Origin of the sequence: Agromyces sp. NPDC056389 (assembly GCF_042262385.1) — a bacterium.
Classification (GTDB): domain Bacteria; phylum Actinomycetota; class Actinomycetes; order Actinomycetales; family Microbacteriaceae; genus Agromyces.
In genome coordinates, this window is sequence record NZ_JBHJPN010000003.1 from 413,114 (window position 1) to 427,480 (window position 14,367).

11 protein-coding genes are annotated in these 14,367 nt (G+C 71.3%); 7 read left to right on the plus strand and 4 right to left on the minus strand.

The features are described 5' to 3' along the window. Window positions 1–170 precede the first annotated feature (170 nt). On the plus strand, window positions 171–1,763 hold the full coding sequence (locus ACFCVM_RS17995; protein WP_375838102.1) for an ABC-F family ATP-binding cassette domain-containing protein: 1,593 nt from the start codon (window positions 171–173) through the stop codon (window positions 1,761–1,763). A gap of 34 nt (window positions 1,764–1,797) precedes the next feature. Here the strand turns inward: ACFCVM_RS17995 and ACFCVM_RS18000 are convergent, their stop codons facing one another. After that, entirely contained in the window at window positions 1,798–2,487 is a 690-nt protein-coding gene (locus tag ACFCVM_RS18000; RefSeq protein WP_375838103.1) for a TetR/AcrR family transcriptional regulator, read from the minus strand. Window positions 2,488–2,588: 101 nt separating this feature from the next. Between ACFCVM_RS18000 and ACFCVM_RS18005 the strand changes: the two genes are divergently transcribed. Next, window positions 2,589–3,644, plus strand: a complete 1,056-nt coding sequence (locus ACFCVM_RS18005) for an NAD(P)-dependent alcohol dehydrogenase (protein WP_375838104.1) — start codon at window positions 2,589–2,591, stop codon at window positions 3,642–3,644. 22 nt (window positions 3,645–3,666) lie between these two features. Here the strand turns inward: ACFCVM_RS18005 and ACFCVM_RS18010 are convergent, their stop codons facing one another. Genes ACFCVM_RS18010 through ACFCVM_RS18020 form a run of 3 tightly spaced genes read right to left on the minus strand, consistent with a single transcriptional unit; the run spans window position 3,667 to window position 8,626 of the window. After that, window positions 3,667–6,558 carry an FAD-binding and (Fe-S)-binding domain-containing protein gene (locus tag ACFCVM_RS18010; protein WP_375838105.1) on the minus strand — a complete coding sequence of 964 codons (2,892 nt, stop codon included), beginning with the start codon at window positions 6,556–6,558 and terminating at the stop codon, window positions 3,667–3,669. Continuing rightward, the gene (locus tag ACFCVM_RS18015) at window positions 6,555–7,724 is read right to left on the minus strand and encodes a sugar MFS transporter (protein ID WP_375838106.1); all 1,170 of its coding nucleotides are present in this window, start codon (window positions 7,722–7,724) and stop codon (window positions 6,555–6,557) included. Before ACFCVM_RS18015 ends, ACFCVM_RS18010 begins: the two co-directional genes overlap by 4 nt. Then, window positions 7,721–8,626, minus strand: coding sequence for a MurR/RpiR family transcriptional regulator (locus tag ACFCVM_RS18020; RefSeq protein WP_375838107.1), 906 nt, complete (start codon window positions 8,624–8,626; stop codon window positions 7,721–7,723). Before ACFCVM_RS18020 ends, ACFCVM_RS18015 begins: the two co-directional genes overlap by 4 nt. A 192-nt stretch (window positions 8,627–8,818) precedes the next feature. On the opposite strand from ACFCVM_RS18020, the gene ACFCVM_RS18025 reads away from it, so the two are divergent. From ACFCVM_RS18025 to ACFCVM_RS18045, 5 genes are all read left to right on the plus strand, one after another. Next, window positions 8,819–10,369 (plus strand): ABC transporter substrate-binding protein, encoded by a 1,551-nt coding sequence (locus ACFCVM_RS18025; RefSeq protein ID WP_375838108.1) that lies wholly within the window; start codon window positions 8,819–8,821, stop codon window positions 10,367–10,369. A gap of 63 nt (window positions 10,370–10,432) precedes the next feature. Continuing rightward, the gene (locus tag ACFCVM_RS18030; RefSeq protein ID WP_375838109.1) at window positions 10,433–11,404 is read left to right on the plus strand and encodes an ABC transporter permease; all 972 of its coding nucleotides are present in this window, start codon (window positions 10,433–10,435) and stop codon (window positions 11,402–11,404) included. Then, window positions 11,401–12,288, plus strand: coding sequence for an ABC transporter permease (locus ACFCVM_RS18035; protein WP_375838110.1), 888 nt, complete (start codon window positions 11,401–11,403; stop codon window positions 12,286–12,288). The genes ACFCVM_RS18030 and ACFCVM_RS18035 overlap by 4 nt, the downstream gene beginning before the upstream one ends. Further along, window positions 12,285–13,196: an N-acetylmuramic acid 6-phosphate etherase gene (gene murQ / locus ACFCVM_RS18040; RefSeq protein ID WP_375838111.1), complete on the plus strand. Its 912-nt coding sequence runs from the start codon at window positions 12,285–12,287 to the stop codon at window positions 13,194–13,196. The genes ACFCVM_RS18035 and murQ overlap by 4 nt, the downstream gene beginning before the upstream one ends. Then, a complete protein-coding gene (locus ACFCVM_RS18045; RefSeq protein ID WP_375838112.1) occupies window positions 13,193–14,362 on the plus strand; it encodes an anhydro-N-acetylmuramic acid kinase in 1,170 nt (389 codons plus the stop codon). The genes murQ and ACFCVM_RS18045 overlap by 4 nt, the downstream gene beginning before the upstream one ends. Window positions 14,363–14,367 lie beyond the last annotated feature (5 nt).

Genomic DNA, 14,367 nt, shown 5'->3' on the forward strand with positions numbered 1-14,367 from the left:
CTCGCATCGACGGCGCACCACCCCGGCGGCACCCCCAGATCGGGCGCCGGATCCATTCGGGGCCGAATGCGCCGCGGCCACCGTTCGCGCAGGCGGCGTCGGTAGAGTTGGCCGCGGCTCGAGGCATCCGTCTCGCCGAATCTCTCCGCCTCTTCACCGCAAGGACCTCCGTGAGCCTGATCCGCCTGAACGACGTCAGCATCGAGTTCGACGGGCGACCCGTGCTGAAGGAGGCCTTCCTGAAGCTCAAGCAGGGCGACCGGGTCGGGCTCATCGGCAAGAACGGCACCGGCAAGACGAGCCTGCTCGAGGTCGTGCTCGGGCGGCGCGAACCGGGCGGCGGCACCCGCGACGTCACGCTCGGCACCACGATCGGGTACTTCTCGCAGTTCTCCGAACTCGACGGCGAGCAGAGCATCCAGCAGATCCTGAGCGGGCACTTCGCGCAGGTGCACGAGACGCAGGCCCGCCTCGACGAGATCGGCATGGCGCTGGCCGAACCGATGGCGGATGACGCGATGACCCGGCTGCTCACCGAGCAGGGCGAGCTCTTCGAGCGCATGGACCACATCGGCGGCTGGACCTACGAGACCACGATCGACACGGTGCTCACCCGCCTCGGCTTCGACGAGGAGCGCCGCGCCCTGGCCGTCGGGCGATTGTCGGGCGGATGGCGCAACCGCGCCGCCCTCGCCCAGATCCTCGTGCAGTCGCCCGACGTGCTGCTGCTCGACGAGCCGACGAACTTCCTCGACCTCGACGGCGTGAAGTGGATCGAGAACTGGCTCTCGTCGTTCGCTGGCGCCGTGCTCGTCGTGTCGCACGACCGCCAGTTCCTCGACGGGGTCGTCACCCGCATCATCGAGCTCGAGAACTACCGCCTGCAGGAGTACGAGGGCGACTATTCGGCCTACGTGCACGCGAAGCAGTCGCGGCTGAAGATGCTCGAGAAGCAGTTCGCGCACGAAGAGGAGCTGCTCGCGTACGAGCAGGCCGCATCGGCCGCACGACGCGAGGCCGCCCGCAACCCGTCGAACGCGGTCGCACGCCGGCTCGCCGACATCAAGAAGCGGCAGGCGCCGCGCCCGATCGACCAGATCATCACGGGCATCTACGAGGGGCTGCGGGTCTCGAACGACCTGCTCACCGTGACGGGGCTGACGAAGGGCTTCGGCGGTGCGCCGCTGTTCGAGGGCCTCTCGTTCGACTTGCGCCGGGGCGACCGGGTCGCCGTGCTCGGCTCGAACGGCTCGGGCAAGTCGACGCTGCTCGACGTGCTGACCGGCGAGACGGAGGCCGACTTCGGCTCGGTGCGCTGGGCGAAGGGCGCCAGGTACGTCTCGTACAACCGGGTCTACGCCGAGCTCGACCTGGAGGACACCGTCGGCCATGCGGTGAACGCCTACCCCGACTCGCTCGCGTTCACCGCGACGAAGAAGAGCGTGAACCGGTTCCTCGCGATGCTGCAGTTCTCGGAGGCCGACCTGAAGCAGAAGATCGGCACGCTCTCGGGCGGGCAGCGCGCACGGGTCGCGATCGCGCAGTGCCTGCTCTCGGGGGCCGCGGTGATCGTGCTCGACGAGCCGACGAACCACCTCGACATCACCTCGACGCAGGTCATGGAGCGGGCGCTGACCCACTTCCCGGGCGCGGTCATCGTGGTCAGCCACGACCGGTTCTTCGTCGACAAGCTCGCCGACCGGCTGCTCGTCTTCGACGGCACGCCTCGCGTGCTCGAGACGGCGGCGACCGGGGCGCTCTGAGCTCTGTCGTTCCGAGAGCGAGCGCTGCAAGCGGTCAGGCGGTCTGCGCGGCACGGCGCCGCTCGAGCCCCTCGAGCAGCAGGTCGAGCCCGAACTCGAACTCCGTCTGGTCGTCGCACCAGCCGAGCGTCGACTCGGGATCGTCGTGCACCACGTCGGCGAGCATCGCCGCGAGATGCGGCGCGAGCATGGCGAGCTGTTCGAGCTCACGCGGCGCAGGGGCCGCCCCGTCGTCGCTGAGCTCCTGCACATAGCCGTACATCCGGCTGCCGATCGCGTGCAACGAGTGGTGGATGAGGTCGTGCGACATTCCGCCGGCGCGCATGATGCCGACGACGCCGTCGACGTGGCGCATCGCGTTGGGTCCGGATGCGCCGCGCGCGTTCATGACGTTCGGCAGCCACGGATGCCGCAGCAGCACGCGCCTCGCACCGAGGATGCGTTCGCGGAGTGCCGACGCCCAGCTCGCGGCATCCGTCGCCGGGGGAGGCGCGGACCCGCCGACCTCGCGCTCGATCTCGGCGAAGACGACCTCGACGAGTCCGTCGAGGATCGCGTCCTTGTTCGGCAGGTGGTAGTAGATCGACATCGCCTCGACGCCGAGCTGCTCGGCGAGCGCGCGCATCGTGAGCGCCTCGATGCCGTCGCGGTCGGCCACCAGGAGCGCGGCCTGCAGCACGCTCTCGCGAGTCAACTGGGGACGTGCGACGGACCGTTGCGGCATGCCCTCACCTTACAACGTCAGGCAATTGTCCTCGGGGACTGGACGCCGCGTCGTCGGCGGCGTATCTTACGCCGTAAGTCTTACAACGTAAGGGAGCCCACATGTCCACCGAATCACTCCAGCCGGCGGCATCCGCCACCGTCACGACGATGCGTGCCGCCGTCGCAGCGCGCTTCGGAGGTCCAGAGGTCGTGCAGGTCGCCGAGGTGCCGAGGCCCGAGCCGGGGCCCGGGGAACTCCTCGTGCGCGTGCACGCGTCGACCGTGAGCATCGCCGACCACCGAGTGCGGAGCCGCGACGTGCCGCGCGGACTCGGGCTCGCCGTCGGGCCGGTCATCGGCGTGTTCCGCCCCAGGAAGCCCGTGCTCGGCATGGAGGCCGCCGGGGTCGTCGAACGCATCGGCGATGGCGTCACCCGATTCGCGCCCGGCGACGAGGTCATCGTGATGCGCGGTGCGCGCATGGGCTGCCACGCGGAGTTCGTCGTCATCGACGCCGAGGGCGACGTCGCGCCGAAGCCGGCGAACCTCTCGTTCGACGAGGCCGCCGCAATCGTGTTCGGCGGTCACACCGCCCTGCGCTACCTCGACGTGGTCGCGATCGGGCCTGGCAGCCGAGTGCTCGTGAACGGCGCCTCGGGGGCGGTGGGCACGGCGGTCGTGCAGCTCGCGTCGGCCCTGGGCGCGCACGTGACCGCGGTGACGAGCGGGCGGAACGCCGAACTCGTGCGCTCCCTCGGCGCGCGCGAGGTCGTCGACTACACGCGTGGAGACTTCGCGGCGGTCGGCCGGTCGGACGATCGCACCGGCGGTCGGCCCGACGGCCCGCGCTACGACGTGATCGTGGAGTGCGTCGGCAACGCGCCGTTCGGCCGCGTCGCCCACCTGCTCCGTCCGGGCGGGGCGCTTCTGCTCGTCATCGCCGACCTGTTCGGCATGCTGCTCTCCGGAGTGCAGGCGCGCCGGAGCGGCCTCGTGGTCGACCACCGCGGCGCCGCCATGGGCCGGACGGGCATGGAACGGCTCGCGGCGCTCGCCGAATCCGGCGCACTGCGGCCGGTCATCGACCGCACCTTCGATCTCGACGAGATCGTCGAGGCCCACCGCTACGTCGACACCGGGCGCAAGCGGGGGAGCGTGGTGCTCCGCATCGGCTGAAGCAGCGGGTACGGCCTCCGCCTCAGCGGGTCGCGCGTTCGAGCAGCTCGAGGATGTGCACGTACGGCTCTCCCGTCGCGCGCGTCATGCCGATCTCGCACGTGCGGTTGCACGAGGCGTGCGCGTCGAAGTCGCGTTCGGCGAGTTCCGCCGCCTCGGCCGCGGTCGCCGACGCCGTCAGCTCGGGGTGCAGCATGCCGCGGTCGCCCGCGAAGGCGCAGCAGCCCCACGCATCCGGAACCACCGCGTCGACGGCCACCGCGCTCGCGAGCTGTCGCAAGTGGTCGTTCGAACCGAGCCGCGTGCTCGAGCAGGTCGGGTGCAGCGCGAGCGAGTCGAGGCGCTCGCCGACGTCGAGGGCCGGCAGCAGTCGCTCGGCCGCGAAGTCGACGGCGTCGACGATGCGGAGCGAGACGGGAGCGCCGTCGAGCTCCCCGACGTTCTCGAGCGCGTGCACGAGGCCCTCGGTGCACGAGGAGTTGTCGCAGACGATCGGCAGGCGCCCGCCGTCGGAGGCGGCGAGCAGCGCGCGCACGGTCCTCTCGATCGCGGTGGCGTAGCCGGCCGCCAGGCCCTTCGACTTCCACGGCGTGCCGCAGCAGAGCCCGTCGATGCCGTCGGGAGTGACGAGTTCGACTCCGGCGCGCTCGCAGAGCAGGCGGAACGCGGATGCCGCGCCGATGCCGTCACCCTCGGGCCCGAACATCGAGCCGACGCACGCCGAGAAGAAGACCACGTCGCCGGTGGCCGCCGAGGCGTGGGCGCGCTTGGCCCCGCCGCGCGGCAGGTCGGCCGTCCACTGCGGCACGACGTCGCTGCCGAGCACTGCGCGTCCGGCCGCGCTCGCCGCGGTGGCGATCGGCGGCACGGCCTTCGCGGCGCTGAGGGCGAGGGCGGCACCCCGCGTCACCGGCCCCCAGGCCTTCGCGAGCCCCGCGGCGATCGTGCGGGTGGGGGCGTTCGCCTCCTGCTCGCGCAGGCGCCGCACGAGGTCGCCCGTGTTGATCATCACGGGGCACGCGGTCTGGCACATGCCGTCGGCGGCGCACGTCTCGACCGAGGCGTAGTCCTCGGCGGCGGCGAGGCGGGCGTCGAGGGCGGTGTCGCCGGCAGCCCGCGCCGCGGCCCGCGCCCTGCGCACCGCGATGCGCTGGCGCGGGGTGATCGTGACGTCCTTGCTCGGGCAGACCGGCTCGCAGTAGCCGCACTCGACGCAGCGGTCGACCTCTGTCTCGACTTCGGGCGTGAGCTTCAGGTGCTCGAGGTGGGCGGTCGGCGAGTCGGTGAGCAGCACGCCGGGGTTCAGCACGCCCGCGGGGTCGCAGAGCGCCTTGACCTCGCGCATGACGGCGTAGAGCTCGGCGCCGAACTGTCGCTCGACGAAGGGCGCCATGATCCGGCCGGTGCCGTGCTCGGCCTTCAGGGTTCCCCCTGCGCCGAGCACGAGGTCGACGAGCTCCTCGGTGAAGCGCTCCTGTCGGAGGATCGCGTCGGCTGCGGTGAAGTCCTCGGTGAGGAGGAAGTGGATGTTGCCGTCCTTCGCGTGCCCGAAGATGACCGCGTCGGCGTAGCCGTGGCGATCGAAGAGGGTCTGGAGCGCCGCGCACGTCGCGGCCAGCTGCTCGACGGGCACGGCGATGTCCTCGAGCAGCGCGGTGGTGCCCGGCCGCCGCGCACCGGCGATCGCCGCGTAGAGGCCCTTGCGGAAGTGCCAGAGGCGGGCGCGCTCCTTCGGATCGCGGGTGACGTCGAGCGCGGGCGCGGCGGCGGCGGCGAGGGCGGCACCGGCGAGGGCGAGCTGCGCGGCGAGGTCGTCGTCGTCGCGGCCGTGGTACTCCACGAGGAGGGCGGCGTGCCCGTCGATCACGACGTCGTCGATGATGCCGGATGCCGCGGGGTCGGCCTGGATCACGCGGAGCGACGCGGCATCCATCAGCTCGAGGGTGGCGGCGCCCGTCTCGACGAGCACCGGGAGGATGCCGGTGGCCGCGTCGAGCGTCGGGAAGACGACGAGCGCCGTCGCGATGCACGACGCGATCGGCACGGTGTCGAAGACCGCCTCGGCGACGAAGCCGAGCGTGCCCTCGCTGCCGACCATGAGGTGCGCGAGGATCTCGACCGGTTCGGCGAAGTCGAGGAAGGAGTTCAGGCCGTAGCCCATCGTGTTCTTGCCGCGGTACTGCCGCTCGATCTCGGTGCGCAGGTCGGGCCTGCCCTGCACGAGGTCGCGGAGCCGCGCGAGTCCGGCGTGCAGCGCGGGCTCTGCGAAAGCGAGCCGCTGGTCGGCATCGGGCAGCGAGGTGTCGACGATCGTGCCGCTCGGCAGCGCGAAGGTGAGCGAGGCGAGCGTGCGGTAGCTGTTGTGGTGCGTGCCGCAGGCCATGCCGCTCGAGTTGTTCGCGATCACGCCGCCGATCGTCGCGGCGATCTCGCTGGCCGGGTCGGGACCGAGCTTCCGGCCGTGACGGAGGAGTCGTGCGTTGACCTGCCGCACCGTCGCGCCGGGCTGCACGCGGACGCGGTCGCCGCCGGACTCGGGCTGGATGCGGCGGAATGCGGTGCGCGTGTCGAGCAGGATGCCCTCGGTCGAGGCCTGGCCCGACAGGCTCGTGCCACCCGAGCGCACCGTGACCCCGAGCCCGGCCTCTGCCGCGAAGCGGAGCACCGCGGCGACCTGCTCGAGGTCGCGCGGCGTGACGACCGCCGAGGGGGTCAGCAGCACGTGCGAGGCGTCGACGCCCGCGACGATGCGATCGAACTCGGCGACCGAGACATCCGAGGCGGTCGAGCCGCGCTCCGGGGCCGCCGAACCGGAAGCCGGGGCCGTCGAGCCGAGCACCCGCTCGAGCTCGGCGGCGAGACGGGTGTCGCCGGGGTCGACGGCGGAGCGGTGGGCGGTGGCTGACACGGTCATGCGATGCGGCTTCCTGTGACTGCTGGGATTGCGGTGCGCACGCGGATCGCCGAGAGGGCGGCGACCACGAGGCAGATGACGGCGGTCGCAACGAAGGTCGCGGGGGCGGTGGGATCGTCGGTGAGGAACAGGATCGCGGCGGGCACGAAGCTGCCGCCGGCGGCGCCGCAGGCCACGAGCACCCCGGTCGCCTGCGCGGCTTCGTCGTCGTCGAGGCGGTCGAGCGCGAGCCCCACCGTGAGCGCGTAGGTCGGGGCGAGGGCGACGACGGCGACGGCGATCGCGACGAGTCCGAAGGCGGGAGCCGTCGGGGTGACCACGGCGGCGACGCCGAGCACCACCGCTGCGGTGAGCATGCCGCCGAGCAGCGCCCGCCGGGTCGAGACGCCGCTGCGCAGCATGGCCGAGGAGACGAACCGGCCGACGGCCATGAGTCCCCAGAACACCGAGGTGCCGATCGCCGCCGCCGCGGGGTCGACCCGGAGCAGTTCGGCGGGGATCACGGCCGACCACCCGGCGAACACGGTCTCGACGCCGACGTAGAGGGGGAGTGCGACTGCGAGCGGCAGGAGCGCCAGCACGCTCGCACGACGGAGGCCGCGCCGGCGCCCCCGCTCTCTGCGCACGGGTGCTGCGGTGCCGCGAGCGCCGGCGAACAGCGCGACGGCCGCGGCGGACTGCGCGACGGCGACCACGAGGAGCACGAGCGAGGGTCGTTCGATGCCGGCGGCGAGCGCGACGAGGAGCGGCGTGAGTGCCGCGGTGACCGCGACCGTCGCCGTGAGCGCGGTGAGGATGGCGGCGGTCGACGAGGTCGAGGCGGCCTTCGAGGCGACGCTCGCGGATGCTTCGGTGAACCCGAACCCGAGGCCGGCGAGGGCGGCGAAGGCGACGAACGCCGGGGCGGTGTCGGCGAGGGCGCCGCCGCAGAGCGCGACGGCCTGCACGAGGCATCCGATCGCCGCGAGGTGCAGCGCACGCACGCGACGCAGCACGAGTCCCGAGGCGAGCACGCCGACGAGCAGGCCGCCGAAGAGGGCCGGGATGGCCGAGACGACGGATGCCCCGACGCTCTGCTCGACCAACGGGAGCACGGCGGGGATGGCCGCCGCGGTTGCGCCCATGCCGGCGAACGCGGCGGAGAGCCCTCGGATCGCCGGGGTCACGGGCGGCGCGCGCGGAGGTGGTGCACCGCTGCGTAGGTGTTGCGGATCGCCTCCATCGACTGGTCGTAGCTCGCCTGCGCGACGCCGATGAAGACGCAGTCGACGACCATGAGCTGCGCGATGCGGCTGCCGAGTGCACCTGAGCGGAACCCGGTCTCGCGGGCGGCGGTGGTCAGCACGATGTCGGCCTGCTCGGCGAGCGGGGCGTGGTCGTGATTGGTGATCGCGATCGTCGTGGCGCCCGCGGCGCGGGCGATCGCGAGGTACTCGATGGTGTCGACGGTGCCGCCGCTGTGTGAGACCGCGATCGCGACGGCACCGGGGCGGAGCGTCGCCGCCGAGGTCCATGCTGCGTGCGGGTCCGACCAGTTGAGTGCGGTGCGGCCGATGCGCGTGAGCTTCTGCTGCAGGTCGAGTCCGACGAACGAGCTCGCGCCGACGCCGAAGATGTCGACGCGGGCAGACGCGCCCACCGCGTCGACCGCGGCCTGCAGGGCGCCGATGTCGAGCACCTTCGCCGTGTCGGCGATCGAGAGCGTCTCGGCCATCGAGACCTTCGCCACGATGTCGTCGAGCGTGTCATCGCGGTCGATGTCGCCCGAGATCTCGGGAAGGCCGGCCGTCTCGAACGTCTCGCGTGCGACGTCGCGGAGCACGTCCATGCGGAGGTCCTTGAAGTGCTCGTATCCCATGCGCTTGCAGAAGCGCACGACCGAGGTCGTCGAGGTGTCGCAGCGCGCCGCGAGCTCGGCGATCGACAGCTCGGCGATCACCGCGGGCTCCGACACGAACAGCGAGGCGATGCGCTGCTCGCTCGGGCGCAGTTCGGGCAGGATCGCGCGGATGCGCACGAGCACGGGGCGCTGGCCGGGCTCATCGGCCCTGGGCTCGTGAGTGGGCATCAGCTCTCCTCGTCGACGACACTCGATGCCCCAACGGGGGCGGTGCTGACAACAATAGAAGAAATTTTGTTACACGCCTAGCTGATGTGATGTACTTTTGTGACCTACCGAGATCATCGATGCTCTTCGAGCCGGCGCACACAGCGCAGTACCACCCGGACGAGGCAGCACCTAGCCCTGAGGAGTTCCCCCATGAACGGAGGCAACCGCGGTGCACGCGGCGCCCTCGCAGCCGTCGGCCTGGCAGCGGCCGTCGCCCTGACGATCACCGGCTGCAGCTCGGCCAAGCCCGCCCCCACCGAGGCGGGTGCAGCAGGCGGCTCGCTCGTCGTCGGCGTCACGAGCGACCCCGACACGCTGTTCCCCTGGAAGGCCACGCAGTTCCAGGCCGTCAACGTGCTGCAGAACCTGTACGGCACCCTCACCGAGTTCGACGCCGACCTGAACGTCGTGCCCGGGCTCGCCGAGTCGTGGGAGGCGTCGGAGGACGGCCTGACCGTGACCTTCAAGCTCCGCGAGGGCGTGACCTTCGCCGACGGGTCGACGTTCGGCTCCGAAGACGTGAAGTTCTCGCTCGAGGCCATCCAGGCCGAGGCGACCGCAGCCGTCTCGCGCACCTCGCTCGCGTCGGTCGCCGGCATCGAGGCGCCCGACGAGCAGACCGTCGTGCTCACGCTGACCGCACCCGACGCCGCCCTGCCGGCGAACCTCGCCGTCATCAACATGGCGATGCTCTCGTCCGACGACACCGAGGCCGAGCTGAACACCACGCCGAACGGCACCGGGCCCTTCGTGCTCGAGGACCGCAAGGCCAGCCAGTCGCTGACCCTCGCCAAGAACGACGCCTACTGGGGCGACGCCGCCAAGCTCGACACGGTCGAGTTCCGCGTCATCCCCGACGAGTCCTCGATCGTCTCGGCGATGCAGTCGGGCAACGTGCAGCTCGCGGTGTTCGACGACCCGCTCGTCGCGCAGACCGCCGAGAGCGGCACCGTCTCGATCGAGAAGACCCCGCAGCTCAGCTACCACGCGCTGCAGCTGAACGCCCGTCGCGGCGACCTCGCCGACGTCAACGTGCGCCTCGCGATCCAGTGCGCCGTCGACCGTCAGGAGGTGCTCGACACCGCCGCCCTCAGCGAGGGCGAGGTGACCGGCCCGATCACGTCGCCGGCCTACCGCTCCGACGCCGACGCCCGCCCCTGCCCCGAGCGCGACCTCGACAAGGCCGCCGACTACCTCGACAAGGCCGGCAAGTCCGACGGCGTGACGATCAAGACGATCGTCTCGCAGGGCGAGTACGCCACGAGCGTCAACGAGGCGCAGAACCTCAAGGCGCAGCTCGCCGAGGCGAACATCACCCTCGAGCTCGAGGTGCTCGAGTCGGGCGCCTTCGTCGACCGCTGGATCGCCGCCGACTTCGACGCCGCGGTCGCCCTCAACGGCGGTCGCCCCGACCCCGACGGCATGTACGGTCGCTACTTCACGAGCACGGGCAACCTGAACCAGGTCGCCGGGTACAGCTCGCCCGAGCTCGACGCGCTGTTCGCCGAGGGCAAGCAGAGCTCCGACCCCGATGAGCGCAAGGACATCTACGCGCAGATCTCGGAGAACCTCGAAGACAACGCCGCGTGGATCTGGCTCTTCACGAGCTACTCGTACACGGCAGCCGCATCCGAGGTGCAGGGCTTCACGCCCATGGCCAACGGGTCGCTGCAGTACCTCCGCACCACGACGGTCAACTAAGACCCCGAACGGCGCGGCGCCCCACACATGCGCCGCGCCGTTCGGCTCAACCCACGGAAGACCATGCTTCGACGACTCTTCAGGAACCCGGTGCTCCGGCGCATCCTCGCCGCACTGGCGACGCTGCTCGGCGTGGCCGTGTTCGTCTTCATCATGTTGCGGGCGATCCCCGGCAACCAGATCACGGCGGGCCTCGGAACCGAGGCCGCGGCACTCACCCCGGCCCAGCAACAGCAGCTCGAGGCGTACTACGGCCTCGACCAGCCGCTCATCGTGCAGTTCTTCAGCTGGCTCGGCAACATCTTCACCGGCAACCTCGGCTTCTCGGCCCGCGCGCAGCAGAGCGTGCTCGAGCTGACGGCGCAGTCGCTGCCGGTCACCATCGAGCTGGCGATCTTCTCGATCGTGCTCGCGCTCCTCATCGGCATCCCGCTCGGCATGCTGTCGGCGTCGAAGCCCGACTCGCCCCGCGACGCCTTCGGCCAGGTCGTCGGCCTCGCCGGCCTCTCGATCCCCGCCTTCCTGCTCGCGACGACGCTGCTCGCAGTGCTCGCGTCGAGCCTTGGGTTCAACCCGAACGGCGAGGGCTACGCCTACTTCCTCGACAACCCGTGGCTGAACCTGCAGCAGATGCTGCTGCCGTCGATCGTGCTCGGATTCGGCATCGCCGCTCCGATCATGCGCACGACGCGCACCGCGGTGCTCGAGATCCGGTCGAACGACTTCATCCGCACGGCGAAGGCCAAGGGGGTGCCGCCCCGCCGCCTCCAGGCCAAGCACGTGCTCGGCAACGCGCTCGTTCCGATCGTCACGATGACCGGCCTGCAGTTCGGCTACCTGCTCGGCGGCGCCGTCGTCGTCGAGCAGATCTTCTCGCTGCCGGGCATCGGCCGCCAGGTGCTGCTCGGCATCCAGCAGAAGGAGTACGCGCTCGTGCAGAGCACCGTGCTGATCATCGCGCTCTCGTTCGTGATCGTGAACCTGCTGACCGATGTGCTCTACCGCATGATCGACCCGAGGGTGCGTGCCGCATGACCGACATCACTCAGACCGCGACCCTCGCTCCCGGCGGCGGACGGACCATGGAGCGCGTTCGCCTCCTCCTCCGCAGCCGGAGCGGCCTCGTCGGCCTCATCATCGTCGTCGTGCTGGGCTTGCTCAGCCTGCTCTCGGCGTTCGGCCTGCTGCCCTACGATCCGATCGCCCAGGATCCGCCGGCCAGACTCCAGCCGCCGTCGGCCGAGCACTGGTTCGGCACCGACCAGTTCGGCCGCGACGTGTTCTCCCGGGTCGCAGCTGGTGTCACCAACTCGGCGCTCATCTCGCTCGTCGCGGTGGCGTTCGCCACGCTCGTCGGCACCTTCTGCGGTCTCGTCGCTGGGTTCTACCGCGGCGTCTCCGACGGCGTGATCTCGGGCGTGACGAACGTGCTGTTCGCGTTCCCCCCGCTGCTCCTCGCGCTGTCGCTCGCCTCGGTGTTCGATCGCAACTGGTTCACGATCGCCGTGGCCATCGCGATCGTGTACGTGCCGATCTTCATCCGCGTGACCCGCGGACCGGTGCTCTCGCTCCGCGAGATCGAGTACGTGAAGGCCGCCACGAGCACGGGGCAGAGCCGCTCGATGGTGATGTTCCGCCACGTGCTGCCCAACATCACCTCGATCATCATCGTGCAGGTGACGCTGTCGCTCTCGTGGGCGGTGCTGACCGAGGCCTCCCTGAGCTTCCTCGGCCTCGGCACCCCGCCGCCGGCCCCCTCGCTCGGCTCCATGATCTTCGAGGCGCGCACCCTCATCGGCATCGCGCCGTGGACCATGATCGCGCCCGGCGCGGTCGTCGTCCTCCTCGTCGTCGGACTGAACCTCCTCGGAGACGGCCTCCGCGACGCACTCGACCCCAGAAACAGAGGAAAGAAATGAGCACGCTCGACGACGACCTGGCGAACCTCGCCACCGAGGCGAGCAACCCGCGCTACGCGGAGCTCGACCGCATGAGCGTCGCGGAGATCGCCGCGGCCATGAACGAGGCCGATGCCACGGTGCCCGGCGCCGTCAATCGCGCCCTGCCGCAGATCGTTCCGGCGATCGAGGCCGCGAGCGAGCGGATGTCGCGTGGCGGGCGCCTCGTCTACGTCGGCGCGGGCACCCCCGGCCGCATCGCCGTGGTCGACGCCTCGGAGTGCCCGCCGACGTTCAGCACGCCGCCCGAGCTGGTCTTCGCGATCATGGCCGGCGGCGCCTCCGCCATCGTCACCCCGACCGAGGGCGCCGAAGACGATGCGGACGCCGGGGCCGCCGCGGTCGACGCGGCGAACATCGGGCCGCTCGACACGGTGATCGGCATCGCCTCGAGCGGTCGCACCCCGTACGTCATCGCGGCCATCGAGCGGGCTCGCGGGCTCGGGGCCCTCACGGTCGGCCTCTCGTGCAACGTCGACACGGCACTGAGCGCCGCGGCCGAGTTCCCCATCGAGGTGGCCGTCGGCCCCGAGGTGCTGACGGGCTCGACGCGGCTGAAGGCCGGCACGGCGCAGAAGCTCGTGCTCAACATGTTCTCGACGATCGTGATGGTGCGGCAGGGCAAGACCTACGGCAGCTTCATGGTCGACCTGAAGCCCACGAACCACAAGCTCCGCGACCGCGCGGTGCGCATGGTGGCCGAGATCGCCGGCGTGACGCGCGAGCAGGCTGAGTCGACCCTCGAGGGCAACGACTACGACGTGAAGTCCTCGGTGCTCGTGCTCGCCCGCGGCCTCTCGCAGGCCGAGGCCGAGTCGCGCCTGGCAGCGGCCGGCGGCCGGCTCCGACCCGCGATGGACGGTGCATGATGCGCGTCCTCGGAATGATCTCCGGCACCTCGCACGACGGCATCGACGTCGCCGTCGTCGAGTTCACCGAGCGCGACGGCGTGCTCTCGGGGCGAGTGCTCCATGACGCGACGACGTCGTACGCACCCGCGCTGCGAGAGCGGCTGATCGCCGCGCTGCCGCCCGCGCAGACGACGCTCGCCGAGATCTGCGAGCTCGACACGCTCATCGGCCAGGCGTTCGCCGATGCCGCCCTCGCCGCGAGCGACGCCGTCGGCGGGGTCGACGCGGTCACCTCGCACGGCCAGACCGTCTACCACTGGGTCGACGGCGCGCACGCGCTCGGCACGCTCCAGATCGGCCAGCCGGCGTGGATCGCCGAACTCCTCGGAGTGCCAGTGGTCTCCGACGTGCGCATCCGCGACATCGTCGCCGGCGGCCACGGCGCCCCGCTCGTCTCCTTCCTCGACGAGCTGCTGCTCCGCGGCCGCTCGGGCGTCTCGGCCGCGCTGAACCTCGGCGGCATCTCGAACATGACCGTCGTGGGCGAGGGATCGCTCGTCGCCTACGACATCGGCCCGTCGAACGCGCTCGTCGACGCGGTCGTCGTCGACGAGGGCCTGAACGACCTCGGCTACGACGACGACGCCCGCATCGCGTCGGGCGGCACCGTCGACGAGGAGCTCCTCGCGCTGCTCCTCGCCGACCCGTACTATGCGCTGACCGCCCCGAAGAGCACGGGCAAGGAGCACTTCCACCTCGCCTACGTGCGCGACGCCGAGGCCCGCCTCGGCCGTTCGATCGAGGTCGCCGACCTCGTGCGCACGCTCACCGAGCTCACGGTGCAGACGGTCGCCCGCGACGTGCGGGCGGCCGGCATCGGCTTCCTCGCGGCCTCGGGCGGCGGATGCCGCAATCCGCTGATCCTCGACGGACTCCGCGCAGCACTCCCCGAGGTCGAGGTGGTCCTCGCCGACGAACTCGGTGCGCCCGCCGACAGCAAGGAGGCCATCGCCTTCGCGCTCATCGGCTGGTGCACGCTGCACGGCATCCCGGCGACGGTTCCCGGCGGCACGGGTGCCCGCGCCCCGCGCATCCTCGGCACGATCGCGCCGGGTGACGGCCCGCTCATGCTGCCGCAGCCGGTCGACGGCCTGCGCTCGCTCGTGCTCGAGGCGGGTCGCTGAGCCGT

Bases quoted from the DNA above. Each gene is read 5' to 3' on its own strand.
- ACFCVM_RS18000 (WP_375838103.1), bottom strand. From the start codon at position 2,487: ATGCCGCAACGGTCCGTCGCACGTCCCCAGTTGACTCGCGAGAGCGTG.
- ACFCVM_RS18035 (WP_375838110.1), top strand. From the start codon at position 11,401: ATGACCGACATCACTCAGACCGCGACCCTCGCTCCCGGCGGCGGACGG.
- ACFCVM_RS18045 (WP_375838112.1), top strand. From the start codon at position 13,193: ATGATGCGCGTCCTCGGAATGATCTCCGGCACCTCGCACGACGGCATC.
- ACFCVM_RS18005 (WP_375838104.1), top strand. From the start codon at position 2,589: ATGTCCACCGAATCACTCCAGCCGGCGGCATCCGCCACCGTCACGACG.
- ACFCVM_RS18030 (WP_375838109.1), top strand. From the start codon at position 10,433: ATGCTTCGACGACTCTTCAGGAACCCGGTGCTCCGGCGCATCCTCGCC.
- ACFCVM_RS18025 (WP_375838108.1), top strand. From the start codon at position 8,819: ATGAACGGAGGCAACCGCGGTGCACGCGGCGCCCTCGCAGCCGTCGGC.
- murQ (WP_375838111.1), top strand. From the start codon at position 12,285: ATGAGCACGCTCGACGACGACCTGGCGAACCTCGCCACCGAGGCGAGC.
- ACFCVM_RS18020 (WP_375838107.1), bottom strand. From the start codon at position 8,626: ATGCCCACTCACGAGCCCAGGGCCGATGAGCCCGGCCAGCGCCCCGTG.
- ACFCVM_RS18010 (WP_375838105.1), bottom strand. From the start codon at position 6,558: ATGACCGTGTCAGCCACCGCCCACCGCTCCGCCGTCGACCCCGGCGAC.